We start from the raw sequence: 26898 nt of genomic DNA on the forward strand, positions 1-26898 counted from the left end.
TTGCGGACGCCCCCGCGCAACGGAGACCGATCCATGCCCACCCCGATCGTTGCTGGCGGGACGCGTCCCTCAGCCCGTGCCAAGGCGGACCCCATAGGTTTGGATAAGGTGGAGGAATGACCGCTGCCGAATTGCTTCCGCTTCCCGACGACTATGCCGAAGTGTTGGCGGCGTTGAAGGACCAAGTGCGCCAGGCACAGGTCACCGCCCAGCGCCGGGTGAATAGGGAATTGATCGGCCTGTACTGGGGCATAGGCCGACAGATCCTGCTCCGGCAAGAGGCCCACGGCTGGGGCGCCGGGGTCATCCGCCGGCTGGCCGAGGACCTGCGTGCGGAGTTCCCCCAGATGCGCGGCTTCTCCCAACGGAACCTGCAATACATGCGGAACATGGCCAGCGAGTGGGGCGCCGAGGCAAATGTGCCACAGCTTGTGGCGCAATTGCCCTGGGGACACATCCGCACCATCCTGGACAAGGCCCAATCACCTGAAGAACGTGAGTGGTACTCGGCCGCAGCAGTGGAATATGGATGGTCCCGCAACGTCCTGATGAACATGATGATGAACCGCTCCATGCAGCGCACCGGGACCGCGCCGTCGAACTTCACCCAACATCTGGCCGCCGACGATTCGGAATTGGCGCAACAGGTCGCCAAGGACCCCTACGCCTTCGAATTCCTCGGGCTTTCCGGCGAAGTAGCCGAACGCGACCTGGAACAGGCACTCATGGACCGCATCGTGGAGACCCTGCGCGAAATGGGACCAGGGTTCGCCTTCGTCGGACGCCAGGTGCACCTGGAAGTGGACGGCGATGATTTCTACCTCGACCTGCTGTTCTTCCATGTCGAGCAGCTGCGCTATTTCGTCATCGAGCTCAAGACCGGGAAATTCCAACCCGAATTCGCAGGCAAACTGAACTTCTATGTCGCACTGGTGGATGACAAGCTCCGCCGCAAGGCCCACTCCCCCACCGTGGGCATCCTCATTTGCGGCAGCAAGAACGACCACACCGTGCGCTACACGCTCGGGCGGTCCACCTCCCCGATGGCCGTCGCCGCCTACACCTACGACCAGCTCACCAGCGCCGACCGCGCACTGGTGCCAGCCGAGGACCAACTCACCGCGGCCCTCGACGCGCTCCCGGAGGCCACCGAATAGCCTGCAGCCGCTAACCGTCGGAGCCGCCTTGTAAGGTGTGGCCCATCTGCACCAGTGGCAGGGGCACCCTGGAAGGAGGTGAAACATGGGCAAGTCATCGAAGCCGTCAAAGGCTGCGCTCTCCAAGGCGGGAGCGAAGCTCGCCTCGAATTCCTCGAGCAAACCGGCGAAGTCCAAGGCGGGATCCACGCTCGGCAAGGGTTAGGCACCGAGCCAGCAGTGGTGGGTGCCTGACGCAGGGCCCCACCACCTTCTCCTTGCGAACGCACCTAGGTAGTGCAGACGGCTTCTGATATTCCGTTCAGTTGACTTCGGAAAACGACAGAGCCGGTTCGCTATCCCGTGAATTTTCACGGCAGTGCAACGGCTCGCGGGGACACCGCATGATTGCCTTCAAACTCAGGTGAGGCCGTAGCATGCTCAGCATGACCCCTCGCACCTCGATGAAGCTGCTTGCCCCGCTGCGCGACCGGCAGGCCGGTCCCCTGCTGGCAAGTTTCTGGGCCGCTGAACTCGCCGACGGCATCATCTCGGTACTGGTGCCGGTGGCGGTCTACGCCGTGACGCAGGATGTCAGCGCAGTCGCCCTGGTGTTCCTGGGCAGGATGCTGCTGGGGATCGTCATGGCGCACCTGGGAGGGTGGTTGGCCGACCGGTATCAGCGCAAATACTTGTTAGTCGCCAACTACCTTGTCCGGATGCTGTGCGCCACAGCGATCCTGGTGTGGCACGAGCAGGTGCTGTTCCTCGCAGTCCTTGGCATCGTGCTGGGTGCGCTGGGTGCTTTCGACAATCCGGCAGCCGAGGCCGGAGTCAGGTCCATCTTCCGGCACGACCTGCAAGCCGTGGCGGTCATGCGCAACGTTGGGCAGACCCTCTCTCAGATGATCGGCCCGGCCCTCGGCGGGCTCCTGTTCGGAACTGTTGGTGTTGCCGGTGCCTTGTGGGCCAGCATCGGGCTCATGGTGATCGCGGTCCTGGTCATTATTCCTGTGGCACCGTTACCCAAAGGTTCCCCGCGCGAGAAGAACCCTCCGGGCCAGAAAACCAGCAAACCGGAAAAGCCCCGGCTGATCGGCGCCGTCTTCATGGCGACCTTCCTCAGTTCATTCCTTGTCGGCGTCGTAGTCGCTGTCGGTGTCCCGCACTTAGAGCAAGACAGTTCAGCCCCTGCTGGCGCTTATGGCTATGCGTTGGCCATCTACAGCTTTGGTGCGGTGATTGGCGGCTGGGTTGCGGGCCTCATCCGGTGGCGCGATCGTCATCTTCCTCGGGTGCTGTTGATCTCGGCGGGGGCCTACGGGCTGATCGCCGCTGCGGGAATGCTCGGACCTTGGTGGACGATCCTGATTTCCTGGTTTGCCTGGGGCATTTGTTTCGGGCCCGAGGGCATTCTCACCGACCGATACGTTGTGGCGCGTACTCCCGACCGGGACTTGGGCCGTCTCTACGCACGCTGGTCCAATATCGGCCGGCTCGGAGCCGCTGCGGCCTATGTCAGCATGCTCGTCTGGGGAACAGCCAACCCCACCATCCTCGCACTGGTCCTCTCGCTGGGGGCGGTTGTCATCGCACCCTTGCTCATCGCCATCCCCCTCCTGCGCCAACGACAACACCAATGATCGCGGGACTTGGCGACTCCGAGGCCAGAATCTCAAGAGTAAGGATTGAACGTTTTGACCTCAGGAAGCGCCCTTGCATGGCTTTCAACGCCCACGTCTGGAAAATCAACGGAGTACAGCAGTCCCGTTGAGACACGCGGGTAGGCTATCGCCAACAGACAAGATGGCTAGCGACATGCCCCAGTACTATCCATGCCGGTCGCCCCGAAATCGTAGGAGACCGATATGCGCCGTAGAAATTTGTTCGCGTTGACAGCAGTTCTTCTCGTCCTTCTGGTCTTGTCCGTTGTCACGCAAGTTTGGATTTTGCCTTCCGAAGTCAGGAGCGTGGTCGCGGTGTTCCCGGAAGTCAATCCAATCGCAATCGCCATCGCCTGCTGGCAAGTTGCTGCGGTCATAGGGTTTAAGCTCGTCCACCTAGCTCGCGACCACGGGCTCGATGCCTCGAACTACGGGTGGATTCAAGCAATGATCGGTTGCATACTCGCCTTCATCGTGCTCGTTTTGGCAGCCTTTATCACGCTGAACATTATGGGATACACACCGCCGGGCGTGATGCTCGGACTCATCGGCGGAGGAATCCTGGCCATGATCGCCGCTGGCTCACTTGCACTATTTCTGGGAACTAGGCCCCTGGCACGGCAATACTGGAAAAGCTGAGCCCGCCCCTCAGCGCCGACCCAAGCCCTAGAACCCGGTCAGCCGGCCTGGGTATAGAACATGGAACAAGCCGCGATGGGAAAAGTGTCCCGTAGAGGGTTCCCCTATCGGCGTCTCTTGGCCCGAGCGCCGAACTCGTCAAGAACCCGTACAACATCTTCCGCCAGCCAAATGCGGTTGCGTCTTCCGCTCGAGATTTGAACCAAGACACCGGCATCGACAAGGCGGTTGATAGCGACCTGGGCGTTGACGGCTGAGATGCCAAGTTGAGTTGCAGCGGCGGCGCTGTCAATAACTGGCTGGCGAAGGAGGATACTCACGAGCCGGTGGGCCGCGGAGTCTCGCCTTGCCTTAACGCGGTCGCGCCACTCAAGCTGGACGGTTTCCAAGTCGTCGACGAGGATACGACCATTGTGAACCGCCGCGAACGATGCCTCAGCGATGGAGCGGACTATCGGTGCGATGTCCCCGGATCGGTAAGCACCGTGGGCATCGAAATAACGACCCGTGTCGTGGAGCAAACCCGCGGAGACCGGAACGGCGACATTGCGCGTTAGCTTCCCCCCACGCAGCATCGCCTGGATAAGCGCTCGACCGACTCTGCCATTGCCGTCGGGGAATGGATGGATCGTTTCGAATTGGGCATGGGTAATCGCGGTCTGAACAAGAACAGGAAGGTCAACGCGATTGGCGAAAGCGACAAGATCGTCCATGAGTGCGGCGACTCGTTCGTGATGGGGCGGAACGAACTGTGCGGTGTGGGGCCCGAGGCTCCCCCCTCCGATCCACACCTGCTGATCACGCCAATGGCCGACGATGTCGGGGTTGCTTTGCTCGAGTAGCGCGCGGTGCATTTCCAGGATGGCGTGGCCATCAATGGATTCGGACAGTGCAAGAGCTGCTTGCATGGCTCTGACGTTGCCCACGATCAGCTGCGCATTCCTCGAGGCGTGCTCACCGAGCTCCGCCAACGCGATCTGTCGCGCGCCGCTGGTTAGGTTCTCAATCTCTGAGCTGGAGGCACTTTCGGTGCGCAAGAGAATGGATGCGAATGGTGCTGCAATCTGCCCCACTTCGGCATCGAAGCGGGCAAGCTCACTGGCTGCTTCTTCAGCCAGCGCTTGCAGTTCGCCATCGATATGGATTTCCAGACCGGAAATGAATGGTGGCACCGCCGCCAGATACGGTCCGGCAGCCCGGCGCCGTTGCGTGCGTGAGCCATAATCGTCTTGAACGTTGTGCCAGGGCCGCTCTTCATAGCCGAGTGGTGGCCAGGCCACGTTCTGCTCAAACATTGACATGACACAAGCATACCAATGGTTAAGTAATTAAGCATTGGTATGTGCCGCTGCTATTCTGATTTGCTCCAAGCGACGCCGTCCGGCGGACGAGTCCGGTTTCGGGTGTCCCGCAAGCCGTTCCGTTTGCGGTTGGAAATGCGGGAGGCCGAGTTGAACCGATATCCGATATCCGATATTCGATATGAGCGTGCCGTAGGCTCAAGCCACGCAGGATTTAGCTTGAAAGCACGGATGGGATTCAGGATGACCGACAAGTACTACTACGAGCCTATTGAGGCGGCCGACCTGCCCGCACTCGAAGCAGGTCGTTACCCAATTCTGCACCGTCTCTGGGACGCAGTGGAGAACCCGGCTGGCGTCACCGAACCCGGAGTACTCGACCGGGCTGAAAGACACGCTAGTGAGTTGAAGATGGCATCCGTGGACGTGGGCGTTCCTGGGTGGCAAGGCGAACTCGCATCGCCAGCTGTAGATCTCGCGTGGTTTGCCGAGAAAGGCTTCTCAATCTTCGCCGTACTCGACGGGAAAGGCGACCCCGGCCCCTCTTGGTGGCTGTCGATTAAGGATTGCTTCTTTGGAACCAGATCTGCCACTCCCCCATTCCGAACCTTAAATTGAGATTGCACTAGAGCACGGAGTAATTTGTACCTGTGGGGCGCCGTCCCGCAGAAGGTTCGGCTTGCGGGCAGGCGTCCTCGGTAGACTTCGACCATGAGAGCCAGAGCGTCTACATACGGATCAGTCGGTACAGTCCTACTCATCGGCGGGCTCGCCCTGACCCTCGGCTCGGGCGGCTCAGCCCTTCTCGTCGCGCTCGGCGCTCTTGTGGCCGTCGCAGGCGTCGCAGGCTTTGCTACAGGCGTCGTCCTGCACGTCCGTGCTTCCAGGACAATCCGCCGAGTCTAGCTACACTGCCAGTGAACGACCCCGTGAGGTTGCTTTCCCGGTGAGGGTTCCCATCTGAAAACGGTGCGAACCTAACCAAGTTTCAGGTAATCGTCTACTGCTGCGCCAGTTTTGGCCGAGTCACCGCGATGATAAAAACGACGATTCCCATTCCAGTTAAGGCCCAGCCCAGTATGCCGAGATTAGTGAACGTAACAACAAGCGCTCCGGCAACTAAAAGCGCAATGGATACGGCCAGGCTCGTCCGTGCAATTTTGGTCATCATCATGAAGTCAACTATACGATCCAAGGAAAAACTGATCGAGGCCAGCAACTTCGCTGCTTAGCGCGACCCCACTGAAAACATCTTTATCAAAGGCACTTCAGGGATGCGATCCGTATCCGCTGTCCCACCAAGCGTTCCCCCTCCGCAGCACCAGCTCTCGACCACCGGGATCGACGTCATCCAGCGATCCGACGGCTCAATATAGACATCGGATTTCACAGGATATACACCCCGAATGCGGGATAACCTCATGCGTTGGAGTCTCGCCACGGGACAGGATTCAGTTCGTCCATGGTTGCTCCCCCAGTCCGTTTTGTACGAGCATGACTGGCGCCGTTCGGCGGCAAACACCATCCGTTCTCTTCGAATCGTTACACTGTTCCCTTGGGCAATCCTTGGGGACAGCCGGCCCTACAAGATCTGGAGCTGAAAATTCATGGGTGGACACCACCACGCGGACGTACTCGTTGACCCGGCCCGGCGCAGGCGCGCCAACATGATCCTGTGGATCCTACTGGCCCCCATTGGTGTACTCGCCCTGGTGGCCACCATTGTCTTATGGCCCAGCGGCGGACTTGCCAAGTCACCACTGGGCGACATCTTCGGAACGGCAAACGGCGCGGAATTGTCTACCGGCACCGTCACCCGAACGGTCAGCGAGGTCTGCCCCTCAACCGAAGGATTGGACCAAGTCGGCGGCAAGGAACTGCAATGCCAGATTTCCTATATCGCGCCAGCGGAGGGAGGTGCCTCCTTCGCCCTTGAGGTTCCGCCGGAAACTACCCAATCCCGGCCCCTGAAGGCCGAGGACAAGATCAAATACCTTGATATGTCGCACACCAGTGACTCGTCAGCACCCTACGTGTTTGTTGACTTTGTCCGTTCAACGCCATTGGTGCTGCTGGGCCTTGCCTACGTGGCGGTGGTATGCCTGGTGGCGCGATGGCGCGGGTTGCGGGCCTTGGCCGGACTCGTAGGCGGCCTGTACTTCATCATCGGTTTCATGGTCCCGGCGCTACTCGAAGGCAAGTCGCCGACGTTGGTCGGGCTGACCACCGCCACGGTGGTCATGTTTGCCGCGTTGTATTTTGCTCACGGTTTCTCCGCCAGGACCTCCACAGCCCTTTTGGGCACTTTGTTCGGGCTCGGTGTCACCGCCGTCATTGCGGTCTGGGCCACCGATGCCGCTGCGCTGACCGGAGCCACCGATGATTCCGCGCTGACGTTGAGCACCGTGGTGCCGGACTTGAGCCTTTCCGGGTTGCTGTTGTGTGGCCTGCTCATCGCCGGCATGGGAGTACTCAACGACGTGACCATCACCCAGTCCTCAGCCGTGTGGGAACTGGCGGAACTCGCCCCGCATTCCAGTGCCAAGCAGCTGTTCACCGCAGGTATGCGCATCGGTCGCGACCACATCGCCTCGACCGTGTACACCATCGCCTTTGCCTACGCCGGTGCCGCCTTGCCGATCCTGGTGTTGGTCAGCTTGTATGACCGGCCCCTGCTCGATTCCCTCACCACCGGGCAAATGGCTGAAGAGGTCATCCGCATCCTGGTGGGCTCCATCGGTCTGGTCTTAGCGATCCCGGTGACGACCGCAATCGCCGTGGCAGTGGTTAAAGCCACGGGCTCGGGCGCCAAGCCTTCGGGACGACGATCCTTGGGAACGCCGGACGACGGAGAAGCAACGCATCCGGGCCACGGCCGCGAGATCGAAGTGGGCGCGGCGCCACCCCTCAACATCTAATGCGAATGATTCTTATTTAAGTTAGGGTGGAAATCCGAGTAATGCACCACCACTCCTAAAGGATCCAAAAAGCCTCATGAATCGCCGCACCCGCATCCTTCTCCCCCTAGCCCTCGCCGGGTCCCTCGCCCTGGCCGCATGCGGTGGCAACGACACCGGCCAGGAGCCCGCCGACTCCGACAAGCTCCGGGTAGCCACCAGCACCACGGTGTACGCCGATCTGGTCCAGCAGATCGGCGGTGACACCATCGAGGTCTCCCCCGTGATCGATTCCCCGGCTCAAGACCCGCATTCCTACGAAGCGACCTCGCGTGACAAGCTTTCGCTCTCCAAGGCCCAGCTGGTGGTCGCCAACGGCGGCGGGTATGACGCCTTCATGGACGTGCTGGCCCAGGACCTGGAGCTTCCAGATTCCGCGGTGATCAACGCCGTGGACACCTCCCCGGTCGCCCACGAGGACGAAGGCGAACACGAGGGACACGAGCGCGCCGAGTCGGAGCACGAAGGACACAACCGCGCCGAGGCGGAGCACGAAGGACACGACCATGAGGACGGGCACACCGGCGAAGCCGAAGGTGCCGACGCGCATGCCGGTCACGACCATGCGGCCTACAACGAACACATCTGGTACGACCTCGAATCCATGCGCCTACTCACGGACGAAATCGCCACACGTCTGGGAACCCTCCGCCCCGTAGACGCCGAGTCCTACAAGAATAATGCTGCGGCGCTGAATGACGAGCTCCGGGGTCTCGAATCCCGGGTTGCTGCGCTGCAGGGACCCTTGGAATCCACGGCGTTCGCCATGACCGAACCGGTACCCTTCCACCTGCTTGAGGATGCGGGCATGACTGATGCCACCCCCGAGGGCCTGAGTGAATCCATCGAGGGCGGCGGCGAAATCTCCCCGCAAGCGCTCAACGAGATGGAAAAACTGTTCAGCAACGACGCCATCGACGTGCTGGCCTACAACACCCAGACCGAAAGCCCGCAAACCGAACGGGTCCGCGCTCTGGCCGAAGCCGCCCAGGTCCCGGTCATCGACTTCACCGAAACCCTGCCGGCCAACACCACCTATGTCTCCTGGATGGATACAAACATCCGCGCCCTGGAGGCCCTGACAAGCTAGTGCAGACGGGCTAAGCACGGCACAAAAACTCCCGGGGGCCGCGAACCATTGGTTCGCGGCCCCCGGGAGTTTGTACTCCAAGCACCTACTTCTTTAGCTGGCGGACTCCGAGGCATTGGGCCAACGCAGCAGCGCGGCAATCCCCGTACCCTCGGGCAACACCCCGTCGGGGACGTAGCGGATCGAGGCGTCGGTGAGCGCGGTGGCGCGCAGCAGCACCTCCGGTGCCGGCCAGGAACCCATGACCGATTCGGCATGGTCTCCGGAATCCTCGCCGCAGAGCCACGGCTCGGCATTCAGCGCGGTGAGCGTCTCGTCGTCCTGGTACTGATTCACCAACACGGTGGCCGCTTGCGCCTGTTGCAATGCCGCGACCACTTCGTCGAAGCCCAGGGCCAATTCCGGCCTGCCGCTTCCGCTGCGGTTTGCCACGCGTTCGGAGAGTTCCTGCACGTCTCGGCCCAAGACTTCGTCGACCCGTTCCTGCACGGCCGCAGCAAAAGCTGCCTGGTCGGCTCCGCCGGTGCGGGTGTGCTGGTCCAGGATGCTGGTGATGGGTTTGTGTGCCACCGCGAGCATCCCGGCCACCATCTCGCGAGCCTTGACGTCACCGGCCAACACAATGAGCCTGACATAGTTTTCGCGGGCCAGCTCGTCGATCTGCTTGGCCAATTCGTCGGCATTGCGCCGCCAGATTTCCTCCGTGTTCGACTGGTTCTTGGGTTCGTCGTACTGTCCCGGAACCTTGCGTGCGTGATGTGCTTCGTCGGGGTCCCCGGTGACTCCCCGGGACTCATCGGCACCCTTGACCGACGAATGGTAAAGGCTCACCTCGCCGCCATCCTTACCGGCCTCGGCCACAAGATAGGGGAATTGGCCTCCCCTGGCTCGGGCCAATGCCACCAGATTCGGGAAGGGACCGCAGTCCACGTCCGCGAACTCGACCTTCAGTCCATCAATGATTTCATCCACCACGACCTCTCCGTTGTTCACCGCCACAAAGCGGGCAACCGGGGAAGCATGGCCTTCTGCCGACACCAGCGCAGCGGTCAGCGCCTCAATGTCGGCATCCGAGGCTTGTTGGGATCCAAGCAGTTTTCCTACCTGGCCGGGAAGCGAGTCAACAGCTTCCTGGGCCGAGGTGGTTCCCAGCGAAACGTCTACGAGGGCGGTACACCATTGGCCCTCTCGACGGTAGAGCGAGGCGTCGATTCCTGTGGAACCTGCGCGTGATGCCATGGGGGAGCTCCTTCCCACGCGGGGTGCTCCCGCGTGCCGATTCGATCCGTCTGCTCACCGTAGCATCGCTGGAGACCTGCCGAAAGGGTCTGCTCAAAAGCGATTTCATTAGGTACGATGATGCCCACCATGACCCGCCGCGAAGTACAGGGATGGGCACCTCAACACGCATGTCGAGGTGCCCTTTGCCGTATTTTCTAGAGCCCCAGCACGCTGGTGGCGATCAGGAAGTAGATGATCAGTCCGGCGGCATCCACGAAGGTGGAGATGAACGGGTTGGAGAACACCGCCGGATCCGCGCGCACCGCCTTGCCCAGCAACGGCATCAATCCGCCGATGCTCGCGGCCATGGTGCACACCCCCAGCAGCGTCAACCCAATGACCAGCCCAATGGACACCTCGAAGGCGAGCCCGGCGATGACAAAGCCGAGGGTCCCGAGCAACAAGCCCAGGAGCGCGCCGACCCGGACCTCACGCACAAACACCTTAAACACGTCCCGTGGTCGCACATCGCCCAGCGCCAGGGCCCGGGTGATGGTGGTGGCCGCCTGGTTGCCGGTGTTCCCACCGGTGCCGATCAGCAACGGGATGAACAGTGAGAGCACCACCTGCGCTTCGAGGGTCGCCTCGAAGGCGCCAATGACCTGGACCGTCAGCGTCGCACCCAGGGCCAGCACCAGCAGCCAGACCACCCGGGCTCGGACGATCGAACGAACAGGGGTTGCCAGGTAGGGACGGCGCAGCGGCTCGGTGCCACCGGAGCGTGCCGCATCCTCCGATTCGGCGTCTTCAAGGACCTGCAAGGCATCGTCAACGGTCAAGATCCCGACCAGCCGGTCCTCGGCATCCACGATCGGCAAGACCAACACCTTGGCATCGGCACAGTAACGCGCGGCTTCCTCCACGTCGCTGGTGGCTTCGACGCTGATCGGCTTCTTCATGATGTCCTGGACCCGTTCAACGGGTTCGGCGCGCATCAGATCACGCAGCGACACCACCCCCTTCAGGCATCGGCCGGCGTCGGTGACCATGATGGTGTAAACGCTCTCGGCGTCATCCAGCTGGGCACGGACACGTTCGAGTGTCTCGCCCACACTCATTTCCGGGTGGGTGATCACGAACTCCGGGCTCATGTAACGCCCCACCGCGCCCTGCGGGTACCCCAGCACGGTGCTGGTCAACGCGCGTTGCCTCTCATCCAGACCCAGGATCAGCCGGTTTGCCACCGAGGCCGGCAGCTCATCGAGCAACGCCACCCGGTCATCGGGGCTCAGCTCGGCAAAAACCTCCGAGACGTCTTTCTCCTGCAACCCGGCAACCAGATCCGCCTGCAGCGAGGCGTCAAGGCGCTCGAAGACTTCCACGGCCCGGTCCTTGGGCAACGTTCGATAGGCCAGCGCCCGATCGATGGTGTTCAGCCGTTCAAGTTGTTCCAGGGTCTCGGTGGTCCCCAATGGGTGGAAGACCATGGCGATGGCGGCAATGTCGTTCGTGGCCAGGGACTTGGCCAGCTGCTCCGCGCTTTGCTCAAAAGTGGTGGTAGGGGTTTTGATCATGATCCGGTTCCCTCCGGTGCAGACACACAGGTTCATCGCGCCGGTAGTGGCCGGCGAAGTGTGCCAGGGATGGGTGTTGTGGGCTGGTATTACGTAAAACCACAACCGCGCAGTGCTTGCTGCGGCACGAGAACCCTAGGGTCACACGCAACCATGGGCCATGAAGGGATCAACGCCCCGGGTTCAGATTACCCGGGGAAGAGGATGGTGACATCGTTCCCCACCGGGACAAAGGTCATCCGGTGAAAGAAGAAGAATGGTTCACGGCTGGTTGATGAGGGATTCCCGAGCACACAGGTGATGCTCGCGCGGTTTGGTAGATCGACTAGATCCGTCGTCCATGCGTGCGGTCACCTCCATCCGTGTCTGGGCCCCCGGCCAATACCCGTGCGCCCGCCGTTTCCGGTGGGCCGCGCCGGGTCCGGGCGCCGTCCTTATCCTAGGCCACCGCGGACCCGAAGGGCCAATGCGGGTGGTCTTGGCCTCGGCTGCCTGTCTGATCAGCTGCAGGGCACGACAGTGGTGGGGACCCAATAACGTTTGGTCGGCCCGTCTGAGGCCTCCACAATGTTCTCCAGCACTCCCCCATTGGCTTCGATGGTTCGTGTCGAACCGATATTGTCGTCACGGCAGGTCACCAGTGCCGGGTCGATATTGCGTTGGGCCAATTGCGCCAATGAAAGCCGCAGGATTTCAGTGGCGTAGCCGCGCATCCGTTGTCCCGGGCGCACTGCGTAGCCGATGTTCCCGCCGACGGTTCGCAGGTGCTCATTAAGCTCGAACCTGATGGAGGTGCGGCCCACCAGTTCCCCCTCGGCGAAGGCTCCCCAGAGGGTGGAGCGAACCCAGCCCGGAGGCAGACCCAGCCCCTCTTCGTGGGCCCGCAATTGTTCCAGGTAGGACTCGAATCCGCGTCGGGCCGAGTAGCCGAGCAGGAAGTCGAAGTCCTCGGCGTCCAATTCGGTGTGGGCGGCAAGCGCCTCGGTGGCATCGCTGGAGGTGAAGGGGCGGATCAAGAGCATGATTTGTAGGTTATCAGCCCGGCCCGAGGGTCTCGGACCACCGGGTCAAAGCATTCCGGCGCGGCGGGTGGGGTTTCTGGATGTTGCCGGACCCCACCCGCCGTCATGAAGCCGCCGGAGGCGGTTTTAGAAGCTCAGCATTCGATGACGTTCACGGCCAGGCCGCCCATCGCGGTTTCCTTGTACTTGTCGCTCATGTCCTTGCCGGTCTCGCGCATCGTGATGATGACCTCGTCGAGGGTCACGTGGTGCTTCCCGTCGCCCATCAGCGCCATCTTGGCGGCGTTGATGGCCTTCGAGGCGGCGATCGCGTTGCGCTCGATGCACGGGATCTGCACGAGCCCGCCGATCGGGTCGCAGGTCAGCCCGAGGTTGTGTTCCATCGCGATTTCCGCGGCGTTCTCCACCTGGTCCACCGTCCCGCCCAGGATCTCGGCCAGCCCGCCGGCGGCCATCGAGGAGGCCGAGCCGACCTCGCCCTGGCAGCCGACCTCGGCGCCGGAGATCGAGGCCTGCTCCTTGTAGAGCACGCCGATCGCCGCGGCCGTGAGCATGAAACGCACGATCACGTCCTCACGCTCCTCCTGGTTCCAGTACTGGGCACCCGGGGCGTAATGGGTTGCGTAGAACATGACCGCGGGGATGATGCCCGCGGCCCCGTTGGTTGGAGCGGTGACCACACGGCCACCGGAAGCGTTTTCCTCATTGACGGCCAGCGCGACCAGGTTCACCCATTCCTGCCAGTACACCGGGTCGCGGTCCTTGTCTTCCTTGGCCAGGCGTTTGTGCCACTCGGGGGCGCGGCGGCGTACCTTGAGCCCGCCGGGCAGCACTCCTTCGCGTTCCAGGGCCGAATCCTTGCAGTCCTCCATGACCTGCCAGATGTGCAGCAGGCCCTCCCGGATCTCATCCTTGGTGCGGTAGACCTCTTCGTTGGCGGCCATGACCCCGGCGATGGACATGCCGGTGGTGGCACAGTGCTCCAGCAGCTTCGCCGCGGTGGTGAACGGGTAGGGCTGCGAGCTGACGGCTTCTTCGATGTTTGCCGCGATCTTGTCCTCGGCACCCTCACGGACGATGAATCCGCCGCCCACCGAGTAGTAGGTGTCCTCGGCCAGGACGTTGCCCGCGGCGTCGAGCGCAGCCATCTTCATGCCGTTGGTGTGCCGAGGCAGGATCGTCAGCGGATGTTGGATCATGTCCTCGACCTTGTAGTCGATTTCCTTGCCGGAACCGACGGCCTTGCATAGCTGCAGTTTGCCGGTGGCAGCCATTTCCTCGAGGCGTTCATCGACTTCGGCGGGCAGGATCTCTTCGGGGTCGTAGCCCTCCAAGCCCAGCATGATGGCCGTGAAGGTTCCGTGCCCGCGGCCGGTGGCTGCCAACGACCCGTACACGTCGACGCGCAGGTTCGCGGTTGCCTCCACATGTTCCTCGCGCACCAGTTTGGCGGCAAAGGCATGTGCTGCACGCATGGGCCCCACGGTGTGCGATGAGGATGGCCCGATGCCTACGGTGAATAGATCAAAAACGCTGATAGCCATGAACGTGTTTCCTTTACGAGTATTGCTTGAACTGGCTGGTACCAATGCTGTTGCGCCAAGAAGGCGCCCTGTGATGCACGCCACTATGAGTGGCGCATAAACCGCGAGCCCGGGGTCCAAGCGGATTCCCGGGCTCGTGGCGCCATGCCTGTGATCCGGGACTAGGCCAGTTTGGCGAGTTCAGGGTATAGGGGGTGGGCGTTAGCTAGGGCATGCACCCGGTCCTTGAGGGCCGCGAGCGTCGCCTCGTTGTTCTCCTGGGTGCCGGCGATGAGGGTCTCGGCAATGATGTCCGCAACCTCCACAAACGCTGCCTCCGAGAAACCACGGGTCGCCAACGCCGGAGTACCGATGCGCAGACCCGAGGTCACCATCGGCGGACGCGGATCAAACGGCACCGCATTGCGGTTCACCGTGATCTCCACCTTCGCCAACAGATCCTCGCCCTGCTGCCCATCAAGTTCCGAGTGGCGCAGATCCACCAGCACCAGGTGCACATCGGTGCCCCCGGTCAACACGCTGATGCCCGCAGCAGCAACATCAGGAGCATTCAAACGCTCCGCCAAGATATGCGCCCCGGCCAGCGTGCGCTCCTGACGTTCCTTGAACTCCTCGGTCGCGGCGATCTTGAACGCCACGGCCTTACCGGCAATCACATGCTCCAACGGGCCACCTTGCTGCCCGGGGAACACCGCGGAGTTGATCTTCTTGGCGATGTCAGCATCGTTGGTCAGGATGATCCCGCCACGTGGACCGGCCAGGGTCTTATGCGTGGTGGAGGAGACCACATGTGCATGCGGCACCGGGGAAGGGTGCAACCCCACGGCGACCAGACCGGCGAAGTGCGCCATGTCCACAAACAGGTACGCCCCGACCTTGTCCGCGATCGCTCGGAAGCGTTCGAAGTCCAGCTGGCGCGGGTAGGCTGACCAGCCGGCGACAATCATCTTGGGCTGGTGCTCGATGGCCAGGGCCTCGACCTTGTCCATGTCCACCACCAAGGTGTCCTCTTCGACACCGTACGGGACGATGTTGTAGAGGCGCCCGGAGAAGTTGATCTTCATCCCGTGCGTCAGGTGCCCGCCGTGGGCCAGGTTCAACCCCATGATGGTGTCGCCCGGACGGATCAGCGCGTGCATCACCGAGGCGTTAGCCTGAGCTCCGGAGTGCGGCTGCACGTTAGCGAAACCCGCACCGAACAGGGCCTTGACCCGTTCGATGGCCAGCGTCTCAATGACGTCGACTTCTTCGCAGCCGCCGTAGTAACGGCGTCCCGGGTAGCCTTCGGCGTACTTGTTGGTGACCACCGAACCCTGCGCCTGCATCACGGCCACGGCCGTGTGGTTCTCCGAGGCAATCATTTCCAGGCCGCGCTGCTGGCGGGCCAGTTCGGCGTCGATGCGTTGGGCAATCTCCGGATCCAGGGTCCCGATGTCTTGAGTCAGTGACGCTGGGGCCAGTGATTCAAACACTGCCGTCATGCTACGTCCCCACCATTGGCCGAGGCGTAGTCTGCTGCAGAAAGCAGCGGGCCTTCCGCGGTGACCTCGACGGTGAACAGCCAGCCGGCGCCGTATGGATCCTCATTCAGAATGGCCGGGTTGTCGATGGCTTCCTGGTTGATTTCCAGGATGGTGCCGGTGACAGGTGCGTACAGGTCGGAGACCGACTTGGTCGACTCGACTTCGCCGCAGGTCTCCCCTGCGGTGATGGCGTCGCCGACCTCGGGCAGGTCGACGTACACGACGTCGCCCAGCGCATCAGCCGCAACCTGGGTGATTCCGACCTTGGTCGGGGTCGAGGCGTCGACCCATTCGTGCTCGGCCGAGTAACGAAGGGAGGCAAGAACCTTGCTCATGTGGATATTTCCTCTCAAAGAATGACGGGTACTGAATTTAGCTGGCTGTCAGGTGGTGGAGGCACACGAGGCGCCAACACCACCGACAACGTTACTTGGCTCGGGTGTAGAACGGCAGTGCGACGACCTCGAAGGCCTCCGGCTTGCCGCGAAGATCCACATCGACCTTGGTGCCGACGGCCGCATGGGCCGGCTCGACGTAGGCCAGTGCCACCGGGAATCCCAGGGTCGGGGATGGTTGTCCGGAGGTGACGGCACCGATCTGCGTGCCGTCGATGGACACCGGGTAGCCGCCGCGGCCGGCGCGACGGCCCAGTCCCTTCAGCCCAACCAGGACCTTCCGGGGGCCTTCGGCCTTGATGGCTTCCAAGGCCGCCCGACCCACAAAGTCCTCTTCCTTCTTGAAGGAGACGATGGGGCCCAGGTTGGCTTCGAAGGGGTTGCCCTCGAGGGAAAGCTCGTTGCCGTACAGCGGCATGCCGGCTTCCAGTCGCAGCGAATCGCGGCAGGCCAGTCCGGCGGGGACCAGCCCGTGGTTAGCTCCGGCGGTCATCAGTGCATCCCAGAGGGCAGGTGCCTGCTCGTTGGGCAGGTACAGCTCGAAGCCGTCCTCACCGGTGTATCCGGTGCGGGCCAGCAGCACATCGAAGCCGGCCACGGTGGCGTCATCCGCGGAGTAGTACTTCATATCGGAGACATGGCCCCTAGTCGCTTCATCGACGAGTTCGTGCAGGATGGCCACGGAGGCCGGCCCCTGCACGGCGATCAGCGAGGTCTCATCCGAGGCGTCGGTGACCGTGACGTCGAAGCCGGCTGCGCGTTCGGCCAGTGCCGCGGCAACCACCGGAGCGTTGCCGGCGTTGGGCACCACGAGGAACTTTTCCTCGCCGCGGCGGTAGGTGATCAGGTCGTCAATAATGCCGCCTGCTTCGTTGCAAATGACCGAGTACTTGGCCCGGCCCACCTTCATCACCGCCAGGTTTCCTGCCAGTGCGGAGTTCAGGAACTTCGCGGCCTCGGGTCCCTGGACCCAGACCTCGCCCATGTGGGAGAGATCGAATAGGCCGGCGGTGGCGCGCACGGCCTTGTGCTCCGCCAATTCCGATGCGTACTTCAGCGGCATGTCCCAGCCACCGAAGTCGGTGAAGGAGGCACCAAGCTCGGCATGTTTTCCATGCAAGGAGGTTTTTTTCGGGTCGCTCATCAAGCTACCTTTCGTGAGGCAAAAACGAGTGGTCTGGGATTAGTTTTCGAAGGCTTCCGGCGGCGGGCAGGAGCAGATCAAGTTCCTGTCGCCACCGGCGCCATCGATACGTCCCACGGACGGGAAATACTTGTCCACGCGCAGGGCACGGACCGGGAAGGCCGCCTGCTCGACGGTGTACTTGCGGTCCCAAGCGGTGTTGACCACGGCTGCCACGGTGTGCGGGGCGTGGCGCAGCGGAGATTCCTCGATGGTGAAGTCTCCGGCCAGCACCTGCTCCATTTCGCCGTGGATCGCGATCATGGCCTCAATGAAGCGTTCGATCTCGGCCAGGTCCTCGGACTCGGTCGGCTCAACCATCAGGGTGCCGGCGACCGGGAAGGAGAGCGTCGGTGCGTGGAAGCCGAAGTCCATCAGGCGCTTGGACACATCCTCCGCGGTGACGCCGGTCTTGTTGGTCAGCTCGCGCAGATCCAAGATGCACTCGTGTGCGACCAGGCCCTTGTTGCCGGTGAACAGGATCGGGAAGTACGCGTTGAGGCGCGAGGCGATGTAGTTCGCCGAAAGGATCGCGGTCTTGGTGGCGCTGGTCAATCCTTCGCCGCCCATCATTGCGATGTAGGCCCAGGAGATCGGCAGCACGCCGGCGGAGCCGAACATGGTGGCAACCACCGGGACGCCGTCGCGCATCGAGTAGGTGCCCGAAGCGTCGCCCGGCAGGAACGGGATCAGGTGCTCGGCCACGCCGATCGGTCCCACGCCCGGTCCGCCGCCGCCGTGCGGGATGCAGAAGGTCTTGTGCAGGTTCAGGTGCGAGACATCCCCGCCGAACTTGCCCGGCTGGGCCAAGCCCACCAGGGCGTTCATGTTGGCGCCATCGATGTAGACCTGACCGCCGGCACCGTGGACCTTGTCGCAGACCTCGCGCACGTCGGAGTCGTAGACACCGTGGGTGGAGGGGTAGGTGATCATGATCGCTGCCAGGGTGTCCTTATTGGCTTCGATCTTTGCATCCAGGTCCGCGGCGTCGATCGATCCATCTGCTGCGGTCTTCACCACGACGACCTTCATGCCGGCCAGAACCGCCGAGGCGGCGTTGGTGCCGTGCGCGGAGGCAGGGATCAGACAGACCGTGCGCTGGTCATCGCCGTTGGAACGGTGGTAGGAGCTGATCGCCAGCAGGCCCGCGTATTCGCCCTGCGAACCGGCATTGGGCTGGATGGAGACACCGGCGTAACCGGTGATGGTGGTCAGGCGGCCTTCGAGGTCGGTGATCAGTTCGCGCCAGCCGGCGGTCTGGTGTTCCGGGGCGAAGGGGTGGATGGAGGCGAACTCGGGCCAGGAGATGGATTCCATCTCGGCGGTGGAGTTCAGCTTCATGGTGCACGAGCCCAACGGGATCATGGTGCGATCCAGTGCCAGGTCGCGGTCCGAGAGGCGGCGCAGGTAGCGCAGCATCTGGGTCTCGGACTTGATGGTGTTGAAGATCGGGTGGGTCATGAAGTCGCTGGTGCGTTGCACGGCCGCGGGCAGTTCGAAGCCCTCGGCCTTCGGTGCCGCACCCTCGATGCCGAAGACCGAAGCGATCGCTGCCACGTGGGCAGCGGTGGTGGTCTCATCGGTGGAGATGCCCACGGTGGTGGCATCCACACGGCGCAGGTTGATGCTCGCTTCTTCGGCCTTAGTGATGATGGAATCGGCGTTCTCGACGGTGACCTGCACGGTGTCGAAGAAGGACTCGGAGGCCAGAATCAGACCGGCACCGGAGAGCGCGGTGGCGATGGTGCGTGCGTGGTTGTGCGTGCGCTGGGCGATGGCCTTGACGCCGGCCGGACCGTGGTATACACCGAACATCGACGCGGTGATGGCCAACAGCGCCTGGGCGGTGCAAATATTGGAGGTGGCCTTCTCGCGGCGGATGTGCTGCTCGCGGGTTTGCAGGGCCAGGCGGTAACCGGGGGTTCCGGTGTCATCCTTGGATACTCCGACCAGGCGGCCGGGCAGGGAACGCTCCAGGCCGTTACGCACGGCCAAGTAGGCGGCGTGCGGGCCACCGAAGAACAGCGGGACCCCGAAGCGCTGGGTGTTGCCCACGGCGATGTCTGCACCCTGGTCGCCCGGGGCGGCGATCATGGTCAGGGCCAGAATGTCGGCGGCGATGGTGACCATCGCACCGCGCTCCTTGGCTGCGGCGATCACGGCGCTGTGGTCGATGACAGCACCGTCATTGCCCGGCTGCTGCAGCACGATGCCAGAGATCTCACCCTCGGGCAGGCCGCTGGACAGGTCGGCAATTTCGACTTCGAAGCCCAGGGCGTCCGCGCGGCCCTGCACCACGGCAACGGTCTGCGGGAAGAGGTTGGAATCCAGCACGGTCTTAGCGTCGGCCTTGGCCTTGTTGGCGCGGCGCATCAACAGCACGGACTCGGCGACGGCGGAGGCCTCGTCGAGCATCGAGGCGTTGGCGATCGGCAGCCCGGTCAGGTCCATCACCATGGTCTGGAAGTTCAGCAGTGCTTCCAGGCGGCCCTGGGAGATCTCCGGCTGGTACGGGGTGTAGGCGGTGTACCAGGCCGGAGCCTCAAGTACGTTGCGCAGGATGACCGGCGGGGTGTGGGTGTCGGAGAAACCCTGGCCGATCATCTGGGTCTTCATGATGTTCTTCCCAGCCAGCTCGCGCAGGTCGGACAGGACCTCGGCCTCGGAACGCGGCGCGGGAAGATCCAGTGGTTCACTCTGACGGATATCGGCCGGGACGGCCGTGTCGACGAGTTCGTCGAGGGAGGAATAGCCAAGCTGTGCAAGCATGGTGTCGATGTCGTTGCCTTGCGGGCCAATATGGCGGGCGACGAACTCAGCGGACGGGGTCACGGTCATGGGGAACTCCATTGGGTCATCGGCGTGCGTACACACCGAACGAGCTGCAAGTCCCTCCCCGACCCTGTTGCTTGACCTGAGAGTTTCCGCGTCGTGCCATGGTAGGCGGCACGAGCTTGCACCTTCGGTGAGCATCACCGCCGGGGCGATGTTGCTGCTTTCCAGAGTTGCCTCTTCGCGGCGGTACGGGGGCCTGAGAGTTTCCCGGGGAGGAATTGCTCCTACGGCGCCCGACCAACAAATGTTGAACGGGACTCTCCCGCCGCATGTCAGTGGCTGCGCCCCTTGCGGGGCACGGTCACCATCCTACCGGCGAAGCGTGAGCCATACAACATGGGACCTGACGGCCCAATCCACTGCGCGCTATTGGCGCTTCACCAGCGGATGCCGGGGCTTCGAGTCGGCGGTCTGCTCCCCCCGCGCCGACGCGGATGACTGTTTACTCTTCTCCCTCGTCGTCGAGCAGGCAATGGGGTTTGGCTTCGAAACCCATCGGCAGCTCGACGGAATAGGGAATACCCCACGCGCTGCGATAGGCAATGCGCACCCCATCGAATGAGGACTCCGCGCCCCGGTCCACCGGCTCAACGGCGATGATGGCGGATTCGGTCGCGCCGCCGCCGAGCACAGCAGGCAATTCGGCGAGCCCCCGCCAGGCCGCTTCCGCATCGGTCCCCTCGGTGCGCACCGGAAAATGCTCCACGCCGATGCCACCAACCACGTGTTGGACCCCGGCGTCGACCAGCCTGAAGTTCACGGAGCCCAGCAACTCAATGGACCGCACAATGACCTTCTTGCCCGGTTTCACCTCAAGGTGCGGGGTGGTGATGGCGCCGGGCGACGTCCCGGGGGTTCCCGTGCTGTAACACGTGAGGCCACCACCGCGTTCGGCACCCACCGGGTCAAGCATCCGGTATCCCACCCAGCCAGCGGTGGCGACCACCACGGCGATGGCACCGAAGGCAACCGGTCGCGGCCAGCAGGCCGACGGGTTACTTTCGAACGACTGTGAAGTGGTTTCCAGCATGGCACACGGCCTTTCCCTGATGCCGCACCGCGGGTCCTCCGCGTGCTGAGGTTCAGATCATCCTAGTCGGCGGGGAAGAAACCGGACAGCGCCCGGCGAACCGCGACCGGAACCAGATCATGACCCCGACGTGGGAGCTACACGATCCCGGTGACCCCCAGCCACGAACCAATGGCAAAGGTGACCCCGAGCGCTGCGGCCCCGCCGATCAGCACCCGTAGCGTCGGTCGAAGCATGGGCGCCCCGCCCAGCCGGGCACCGAGCGCGCCGGTGATTCCCAGCGCCAGCATCACGGCCATGAATGTCACCGGGATCTTCAATTCCATAGGCAGGAACACCGCGGTGGCGAAAGGCAGCATGGCACCCACAGTGAAGGCGACCGCCGAGGCCAGTGCCGCATTCCAGGGGTTGAGCACCTCGTTTTCATCAAGCTGCAATTCGATGTCCAGGTGTGCAGCCAGCGCATCATGGGCGGTCAGTTCCTGGGCCACCTGCGCGGCGGTCTCCGGCTTGAGGCCCTTGGCCTGGTAGAGCCCGGTCAGTTCGGCCAGTTCCTCCTCGGGCATCTGTTTGAGTTCCAGGCGTTCTTTTTCGATGAGCGCTTTTTGCGAATCGGCCGAGCTGGATACCGAGACGTATTCGCCCAGCGCCATGGAGATGGCCCCGCCGATCAACGCTGCGGCACCTGCTGTCAGCACCGGGCCCGTGGCCGTGGTGGCACTGGCTACGCCGATCACCACGGCAGCGACGGACACGATCCCGTCGTTGGCGCCCAGTACCCCGGCGCGCAACTTGTTCAGCCGTTCGGCAACTCCGGTGTCGTGTGGTTCATCATGGTGCTGCAGCTGAGGTTCTTCTTGCCCATTCATGCTCCCCAGCAAAACACTCAAGTCCATCGATTGGCCAGCATCGACGCGCTGATCCGCCCAAAGCGCACCGAGGGTGCGCTACCGTGCCACGGCGCCCAAGGAGACGAAATCCGGGTAGCGGGCCGAGAGCTTGTCCCCCGAAGAGGTGCCGGTCAGCCGGCGTTTGACCCACGGACCCAAATGTTCCCGAGCCCAGATCGCATCGGCGCGCAGCTGCGCGGCACGCGATAGGGCCAGTGGTGCGGCAAGATCCGGTACCTCGATCTCGCTCTGGTGTTCGAGTACGCGCAGCACCTTCCTGGCCATCAGGGTGTGGCCTGCACCGTTCATGTGCAGACGGTCGGTGGACCAATAGCGCAGGTCCCGGAATTCACGCCACCTCCAGTAATCGGCGATCACCGCACCGGTTTCTTCAGCGATTTCGCGTACCGCCTCGTTGTAGATTGCGGTGCGGCCGCGTGTGGTGGAGAAGATCGCTGACCCATTGGAGTCGAATCCGGTAAAAAGCAGTAGCGTCGTCCCGGTTCCGGCCAGCGTGATCGCCATGTCGCGGTATCGGACCATCAGCGCATCGATGTCGACGCTGGGGCGCAGGATGTCATTGCCGCCCATGTACAAGGTGGCCAGCGTGGGCTTCAGGGCCAGCGCGGCGGGCAGTTGCTCGGCGATCACCTGGTCGATCTTTTTTCCGCGGATCGCAAGATTCGCATATCCCCAGTCCGGGTGGATGCAGAGCTGCTCGGCCACCCGATCGGCCCAGCCGCGCACCTGGTTGGGGCGGGTTTCATCCACGTCTCCCATGCCTTCGGTGAAGGAGTCGCCCAATGCCACAAATCGTTTCGAGAATTCCACTCGCCCAGCTTAGCGCCAGAGCGGTTCATGGGCAGCACCGGGCCGGGACACAGCAGGCACCCAGAAATCGGGTGCACGCTGGAAAACATGAAGACCAAAAAACGTCGCACCGCACCTCACGGCACCACCGCCAGCAATCGCGCGGTCATGGGACATGACGCTGCTCCAGTAGCGAGTCCCACGTCTTTGCCCGGAGAAGAGATCGTGGCTCCGCGGACCGTGGGACCCGAAACCTATGAAGTCTCGATGGAATTTGTGGCCACCGTGCAGTCCGCCAACCCGGCGCAGATTCCGTGGCTTGATCAAATCCGTCGCGATCAGCAACTCAACGATTCCTTCAGCGAGGTCATCTAGCACCCAGGCGGCTTGTTCCCCAACTTAGCCGCCGAGCAATACCTGGCGCGCCAGGACGCTAAGCTGTCCGCCGTGCGAGCCGGTCCCGTTGACCTCGGCGCGCGCCGGAATGTAACCCAGCGCCAGCCCGTAGGCGGGATCCGCGTAACCCAGCGAGGCATTGGCCCCATCGTGACCAAAGGCCCGGGCCGAGCCGAAGTCGTTATTGGCATGTGCCTTCATAAAGCCGATGGCGAAGGCCCCCAGGTGCCCTCCGGCCCGATCCAGACCGAAGACACGATCCTGGCTGACTTTGGCAATGGTTTCCTCGGTCAACAGTGGCGCATGTTCGTCGCCTGACTCGTCAATGAACCCGGTGCCCACTGCCGCGTAGAGCCTGGCCAGACCCAGTGCGCTGGCCACCCCGCCGATCGCTGCCGGGCCGCCCTCGCGGATGGCACGCACGTTGGGCACCTCCATGATCTCGAAGCTTTGCCCCTTGGGTCCGTCAAAGCCTCCGGTGGAATTCAGCGCCAGACCCAACGGGGAGAACGGGTCAATGAAGGGTGGTGGTGGGCCTTGGGCCGCCGTGAGCACCGGGTGATAGCGCGATTCCAGTTCCTCGGGCAACCCGAGGTAGAAGTCAATGTTGTGTGGTGCGCGGATGCGCCGCTCGAAGATGTCTTGCAGGGATTCTTGGGCGCAGCGGCGGGCCAGTTCCTCCATGAAGACGCCCATGGTCAGCGCATGATAGCTGTGCGTTCCCGGCGATTTCCACAGCGGGGCGGTTGCGGCGATGATGCTGGCCGCCAACCGCGAATCGAGCAGTTCTTCCTGGGTGAACCCGCCGGGAACCCCGGGCAGTCCCCCCTGGTGGCTCAGTAGCTGTTCCACGGTGATGCCGGCCTTGCCTGCCGCGGCGAACTCGGGCCAGTACAGGGCCACCGGTGCTTCAAGATCCAACAGGCCCTGCTGCACCAACAATGCCATCACGATGGCCCCGGCTCCCTTGGAGCAGGAGAACACTCCGGTCATGGATTCAGGGGTGGAGTCCTTCCCCACGCTCATATCCAGCACCAGGTTTCCACCCTGGTAAATGGCCAGCTGCCCGGAATAATCCGGGTCCTCGGCGGCGAAGGAAGCCATGAGCTGCGCCACCGGGGCGAAGCGCTGGTCGATGACATGGGTGTGGTTCATCTGCGTAGTCACGTCCCACACATTACCCATCGCCGCGGGTCCCATGCCTTATTTCGGCTCAGGAGGAGGGTGTTTCCTGGCGGTAGCGCAACAGCCAACGATCTTCGACTCGCTGCCAGAAGGAGGAGCAGAGGATCACTTGGTCCCCGGCCAACAGCCGATAAGCCAGTTGGACCTTGTCCCTGCCCCACGGGGTTACGGCCAGGACCTGCAGCGCACCGCCGGCATGCAAGGGGGCCCCGGAGTTGAAGGCGGTGATGATGGTGGAGCGGTCGGTCAATGATCCATCCCGGCTGATCTCTTGGAACTCCGGGTGCAGGAATGCCATGACTTCGGTCAGGTCGCTGCGTACCGTCGGTGAGAGCAGCTCGCTTTCGAGTTCAAAAACCATCTGTACGTCCGCCGTGCTGCTGGCCGAGGGGTCGGTGGCCTTGGCTGCTCCGGATTCGGGCACCGGGGCCGCTGGGCGTGCGTCCGGGGCGGGGGAAGTTTCTTCGGCAGCCGGGGCGGGGTCTGCCGGTTCCGTTGTCTTGTCGGCAGCCGTGGGATCCGTTGTCCCCGAGGTTCCGGCAAGCCCGGGACCGGCATTAGGTGCCCGCCCTGCCTGGTAGGCGGTCGCCGCGTCGCGCGCTCGTACGTCTGCGGCCTCGTTCAGTTCGTGGCCGGCATGTCCCTTGACCCATTCGAAGGTGTATTTGCGGCCCTTGATGGCTTCGTCGATTTCCTTGAACAGGTCCAGGTTGAGCACCGGCTTGCCGTCGGACTTCTTCCACCCCTTTTTCTTCCATCCCGGCATCCACTTGGTCACCGAGTTGATGACGTACTGCGAGTCGCACAGGATGTGCAGATCTTCATCGGGCAGGTGGGCGGTGGAGCGGAAGAGGTCGAGCACCGCCATGAGCTCACCCATGTTGTTGGTGCCGTGTGCCCAACCGCCGGAGCGCCAACGCGCATCGTCGATGTACCAAGCCCACCCTGCGGGTCCTGGGTTTCCGAGTGCTGATCCGTCTGCGGCTGCGGTGATCGTCATGGCTTCAATCCTGCCACGGCTCCACCGACACAATCGCATCGGTCCCGATCGTGGTCCCCCACCCATGGTCTTGTCCGATCCCAGGTCGTACGCTGGGGCCATAGGGATGGGCTGGACACCGCGACACCATTGAACCGCCGCCGAAGACTTGGGTTTGGTGCCGGACCCGGGACACATCATCTGCCCGGTTCCCGAACGCCTTCCAACATTTTAAGTTTCTTGGATCCCGTCCGTTGAGCAAAAAACTGCGGAAGGCAGTGGTGCCATTGTCAGGTAACCAAGCCGTCGCCTACAAATCCCCGGGAATCGTGGAAATCATCGATACCCCCTACCCCACCTTTGAACTCAAAGACGGACCCGGAGTCAACCCTTCCAACATCGGGCGAAAAGTCTCGCACGGAGTCATCCTGCGCACCGTCACCACCAACATCTGCGGCTCAGACCAACACATGGTCCGCGGCCGCACCACCGCCCCGGCCGGACTGGTCCTGGGACACGAAATCACCGGCGAAGTCATCGAGACCGGACCCGACGTCGAATTCATCAAGGTCGGAGACATCGTCTCGGTCCCCTTCAACATCTCCTGGGGACGCTGCCGCAACTGCAAGGAAGCGAAAACCGGAATCTGCCTGAACGTAAACCCCGACCGACCAGGCTCCGCCTACGGCTACGTGGACATGGGCGGCTGGGTCGGCGGACAAGCCGAATACGTGCTGGTCCCCTACGCCGACTGGAACCTGCTCAAATTCCCTGACCGCGACCAAGCCCTGGAAAAAATCATGGACCTGAGCATGCTCTCGGACATCCTCCCCACCGGATTCCACGGCGCGGTCAGCGCCGGGGTCACCGTGGGCTCCACCGTGTATGTGGCGGGAGCCGGACCCGTGGGACTCGCAGCAGCCGCAGCCTCCCAGCTACTCGGAGCCGCGGTGGTCATCGTCGGGGACATGAACGAGGACCGACTCGCCCAGGCACGCTCCTTCGGCTGCGAAGCCATCAACGTCGGAGCCGGAGACCCGGCGGACCAAATCGAACAGATCCTGGGCGTACGCGAAGTGGACTGCGGCATCGACGCGGTCGGCTTCGAAGCCCGTGGCCACGGAGGCGGAGCCGGCGCCCAAGAAGCTCCGGCGACGGTGCTGAACTCCCTGATGGATCTCACCGCCGCCGGTGGTTCGCTGGGCATCCCGGGCTTGTATGTCACCGGGGACCCCGGGGCCGCGGACGAGGCGGCGAAGAAGGGCAGCCTGTCCCTGTCGCTGGGCACCGGCTGGGCCAAGTCCCTGTCCTTCACCACCGGCCAATGCCCGGTGATGAAGTACAACCGCCAGCTGATGATGGCCATCCTGCACGATCGGATCCACATCGCCAAGGCGGTCAACGCGCAGGCGATCTCCCTGGCCGATGCACCGCGCGGCTACGCGGAGTTCGATGCCGGCGCAGCCACCAAGTACGTCCTGGACCCTCATGGCTACCTCTCCGCGTAGTCATCCACCATCCCCA

23 protein-coding genes and 1 riboswitch are annotated in these 26898 nt (G+C 63.0%); of the genes, 8 read left to right on the plus strand and 15 right to left on the minus strand.

The window, feature by feature from the left end; all coding sequences use genetic code 11:
- Window positions 1-116: 116 nt before the first annotated feature.
- The 3 genes from ADIAG_RS09150 (at window position 117) to ADIAG_RS09160 (ending at window position 3439) form a co-directional block, all read left to right on the plus strand.
- Window positions 117-1157 carry a PDDEXK nuclease domain-containing protein gene (locus ADIAG_RS09150; protein WP_007271063.1) on the plus strand — a complete coding sequence of 347 codons (1041 nt, stop codon included), beginning with the start codon at window positions 117-119 and terminating at the stop codon, window positions 1155-1157.
- A gap of 425 nt (window positions 1158-1582) precedes the next feature.
- Window positions 1583-2779 (plus strand): MFS transporter, encoded by a 1197-nt coding sequence (locus ADIAG_RS09155; RefSeq protein ID WP_161623951.1) that lies wholly within the window; start codon window positions 1583-1585, stop codon window positions 2777-2779.
- Between the two features lie 225 nt (window positions 2780-3004).
- Window positions 3005-3439: a DUF2975 domain-containing protein gene (locus ADIAG_RS09160; RefSeq protein WP_007271066.1), complete on the plus strand. Its 435-nt coding sequence runs from the start codon at window positions 3005-3007 to the stop codon at window positions 3437-3439.
- A gap of 104 nt (window positions 3440-3543) precedes the next feature.
- On the opposite strand, the gene ADIAG_RS09165 is transcribed toward ADIAG_RS09160, so the two are convergent.
- Complete coding sequence (locus tag ADIAG_RS09165; RefSeq protein ID WP_200859386.1) at window positions 3544-4734, minus strand: Fic family protein; 1191 nt, start codon at window positions 4732-4734, stop codon at window positions 3544-3546.
- 225 nt (window positions 4735-4959) lie between these two features.
- Here ADIAG_RS09165 and ADIAG_RS09170 point away from each other — a divergent pair, with 225 nt between their 5' ends.
- Window positions 4960-5358 carry a hypothetical protein gene (locus tag ADIAG_RS09170; protein ID WP_152426108.1) on the plus strand — a complete coding sequence of 133 codons (399 nt, stop codon included), beginning with the start codon at window positions 4960-4962 and terminating at the stop codon, window positions 5356-5358.
- Window positions 5359-5740: 382 nt separating this feature from the next.
- On the opposite strand, the gene ADIAG_RS09175 is transcribed toward ADIAG_RS09170, so the two are convergent.
- Entirely contained in the window at window positions 5741-5914 is a 174-nt protein-coding gene (locus ADIAG_RS09175) for a hypothetical protein (protein WP_161623952.1), read from the minus strand.
- 433 nt (window positions 5915-6347) lie between these two features.
- Here ADIAG_RS09175 and ADIAG_RS09180 point away from each other — a divergent pair, with 433 nt between their 5' ends.
- Both ADIAG_RS09180 and ADIAG_RS09185 read left to right on the plus strand, forming a co-directional pair.
- Window positions 6348-7658, plus strand: a complete 1311-nt coding sequence (locus ADIAG_RS09180) for a YibE/F family protein (protein ID WP_007271069.1) — start codon at window positions 6348-6350, stop codon at window positions 7656-7658.
- Window positions 7659-7734: 76 nt separating this feature from the next.
- Window positions 7735-8787 carry a metal ABC transporter solute-binding protein, Zn/Mn family gene (locus tag ADIAG_RS09185; RefSeq protein ID WP_007271070.1) on the plus strand — a complete coding sequence of 351 codons (1053 nt, stop codon included), beginning with the start codon at window positions 7735-7737 and terminating at the stop codon, window positions 8785-8787.
- 93 nt (window positions 8788-8880) lie between these two features.
- Here the strand turns inward: ADIAG_RS09185 and ADIAG_RS09190 are convergent, their stop codons facing one another.
- The 11 genes from ADIAG_RS09190 to ADIAG_RS09240 form a co-directional block, all read right to left on the minus strand.
- Window positions 8881-10026, minus strand: coding sequence for a baeRF2 domain-containing protein (locus ADIAG_RS09190; protein WP_007271071.1), 1146 nt, complete (start codon window positions 10024-10026; stop codon window positions 8881-8883).
- 197 nt (window positions 10027-10223) lie between these two features.
- Window positions 10224-11582 (minus strand): magnesium transporter, encoded by a 1359-nt coding sequence (mgtE, locus tag ADIAG_RS09195; RefSeq protein WP_007271072.1) that lies wholly within the window; start codon window positions 11580-11582, stop codon window positions 10224-10226.
- A 500-nt stretch (window positions 11583-12082) separates the two neighbouring features.
- A complete protein-coding gene (locus ADIAG_RS09200; protein ID WP_007271073.1) occupies window positions 12083-12604 on the minus strand; it encodes a GNAT family N-acetyltransferase in 522 nt (173 codons plus the stop codon).
- 134 nt (window positions 12605-12738) lie between these two features.
- Window positions 12739-14148, minus strand: coding sequence for an L-serine ammonia-lyase (locus tag ADIAG_RS09205; protein WP_007271074.1), 1410 nt, complete (start codon window positions 14146-14148; stop codon window positions 12739-12741).
- 161 nt (window positions 14149-14309) lie between these two features.
- Window positions 14310-15629 (minus strand): serine hydroxymethyltransferase, encoded by a 1320-nt coding sequence (gene glyA / locus ADIAG_RS09210; RefSeq protein WP_007271075.1) that lies wholly within the window; start codon window positions 15627-15629, stop codon window positions 14310-14312.
- Entirely contained in the window at window positions 15626-16006 is a 381-nt protein-coding gene (gene gcvH, locus ADIAG_RS09215; RefSeq protein ID WP_007271076.1) for a glycine cleavage system protein GcvH, read from the minus strand. Before gcvH ends, glyA begins: the two co-directional genes overlap by 4 nt.
- Window positions 16007-16097: 91 nt before the next feature.
- Window positions 16098-17210 carry a glycine cleavage system aminomethyltransferase GcvT gene (gene gcvT, locus ADIAG_RS09220; protein ID WP_007271077.1) on the minus strand — a complete coding sequence of 371 codons (1113 nt, stop codon included), beginning with the start codon at window positions 17208-17210 and terminating at the stop codon, window positions 16098-16100.
- A gap of 39 nt (window positions 17211-17249) precedes the next feature.
- Window positions 17250-20087, minus strand: coding sequence for an aminomethyl-transferring glycine dehydrogenase (gene gcvP, locus ADIAG_RS09225; RefSeq protein WP_007271078.1), 2838 nt, complete (start codon window positions 20085-20087; stop codon window positions 17250-17252).
- 171 nt (window positions 20088-20258) lie between these two features.
- Window positions 20259-20359: riboswitch (glycine riboswitch) on the minus strand.
- 167 nt (window positions 20360-20526) lie between these two features.
- Complete coding sequence (locus ADIAG_RS09230; RefSeq protein WP_007271079.1) at window positions 20527-21114, minus strand: hypothetical protein; 588 nt, start codon at window positions 21112-21114, stop codon at window positions 20527-20529.
- Between the two features lie 137 nt (window positions 21115-21251).
- Window positions 21252-21983 carry a VIT1/CCC1 transporter family protein gene (locus ADIAG_RS09235; protein ID WP_043474337.1) on the minus strand — a complete coding sequence of 244 codons (732 nt, stop codon included), beginning with the start codon at window positions 21981-21983 and terminating at the stop codon, window positions 21252-21254.
- Window positions 21984-22061: 78 nt separating this feature from the next.
- Window positions 22062-22835, minus strand: coding sequence for an SGNH/GDSL hydrolase family protein (locus ADIAG_RS09240; protein ID WP_007271081.1), 774 nt, complete (start codon window positions 22833-22835; stop codon window positions 22062-22064).
- 87 nt (window positions 22836-22922) lie between these two features.
- Here ADIAG_RS09240 and ADIAG_RS09245 point away from each other — a divergent pair, with 87 nt between their 5' ends.
- Entirely contained in the window at window positions 22923-23189 is a 267-nt protein-coding gene (locus ADIAG_RS09245; protein WP_043474338.1) for a hypothetical protein, read from the plus strand.
- Between the two features lie 24 nt (window positions 23190-23213).
- Here ADIAG_RS09245 and ADIAG_RS09250 read toward each other — a convergent pair whose 3' ends face one another.
- Window positions 23214-24377, minus strand: a complete 1164-nt coding sequence (locus tag ADIAG_RS09250; RefSeq protein ID WP_161623953.1) for a serine hydrolase domain-containing protein — start codon at window positions 24375-24377, stop codon at window positions 23214-23216.
- 46 nt (window positions 24378-24423) lie between these two features.
- Entirely contained in the window at window positions 24424-25395 is a 972-nt protein-coding gene (locus ADIAG_RS09255; RefSeq protein ID WP_007271084.1) for a ribonuclease HI family protein, read from the minus strand.
- A 266-nt stretch (window positions 25396-25661) separates the two neighbouring features.
- Here ADIAG_RS09255 and fdhA point away from each other — a divergent pair, with 266 nt between their 5' ends.
- A complete protein-coding gene (fdhA, locus tag ADIAG_RS09260) occupies window positions 25662-26882 on the plus strand; it encodes a formaldehyde dehydrogenase, glutathione-independent (RefSeq protein ID WP_043474388.1) in 1221 nt (406 codons plus the stop codon).
- Window positions 26883-26898 lie beyond the last annotated feature (16 nt).

Source organism: Paeniglutamicibacter gangotriensis Lz1y (assembly GCF_000348945.1).
Classification (GTDB): domain Bacteria; phylum Actinomycetota; class Actinomycetes; order Actinomycetales; family Micrococcaceae; genus Paeniglutamicibacter; species Paeniglutamicibacter gangotriensis.